The following is a 773-nucleotide window of genomic DNA, read 5'->3' as shown; positions in this document are numbered from 1 at the left end:
TCATACCTTCTCCTTGTGCCTTATATTATGGCTCAGGAGTGTCTACAATAGTCGTGGCGATTCAAAATGAGTTTTACCCGGCTTTGTTGGCGAGAATTTGAACGGCCCGCCCGTGATTTCGCAGACCCACAAGGTTCGCATGAACTTGAGGCCCGGCAACCTGTTCAGGTTGTTCGTGTGCCATTCCCTGAGGGCTGGGTTTTGAGATGTCTTTCCCACGATCGGACTCTGCACCACCGCGTCGCTAAAATGGTCAACGACCGCGGAGATGGCGAAGACGCCGCCAAGGCGTTCGTACAGACTCTTCTCGGTCTTAGGAGCGGCTTGCAGCGGCAGCGCCAGTGTCACTGTAAGTACAGAGAGTATTACGATTAAGAATTTTTTCATCATAAACTCTTTAAGAAATCATCGCGCCGCAACTGCAACGTGCGAAAAGGTTTACATGTAAGGCGAGAGTAGGTCTGTGCGCCTGCGCACGATAGGAGAGAGACCCCTTGGATCAGTTGTAGGGAGTTGCTGTGGTCCACTTCTGAATGGCTGCTATCGAAATAGCTTGGCTAGGTTCGCTATTGGCCCAGGCCGTACCGTCCACGCCTTAATTGTCGCGTACGGCTACTCGACCGTCGAGCGCCGAATTCGCATGGCATCCGGCGTTTGTTCGAGACGCGCCTGCATCGCTTGGAGTACGTCCTGATGTTCCCAGCGAGTTGAGGTGTACTGTCAATAGCGGACACTCGTGTTTCAAGCCGCCTGCGCCTGTTTGCTAAAGGATT

The 773-nt window shown here is 53.0% G+C and carries 1 protein-coding gene; it reads right to left on the bottom strand.

Annotated elements, in window-relative coordinates; translation table 11 throughout:
• Window positions 1–42: 42 nt before the first annotated feature.
• Complete coding sequence (locus ACFPOU_RS02350; protein WP_379716632.1) at window positions 43–387, bottom strand: hypothetical protein; 345 nt, start codon at window positions 385–387, stop codon at window positions 43–45.
• Window positions 388–773 lie beyond the last annotated feature (386 nt).

The organism is Massilia jejuensis (assembly GCF_042656795.1).
Lineage (GTDB): Bacteria > Pseudomonadota > Gammaproteobacteria > Burkholderiales > Burkholderiaceae_D > Telluria > Telluria jejuensis.
This window is presented reverse-complemented; position numbering and strand designations above follow the sequence as displayed.

Coding starts and splice junctions, on each gene's coding strand:
- ACFPOU_RS02350 (WP_379716632.1), bottom strand. CDS start 387: ATGAAAAAATTCTTAATCGTAATACTCTCTGTACTTACAGTGACACTG.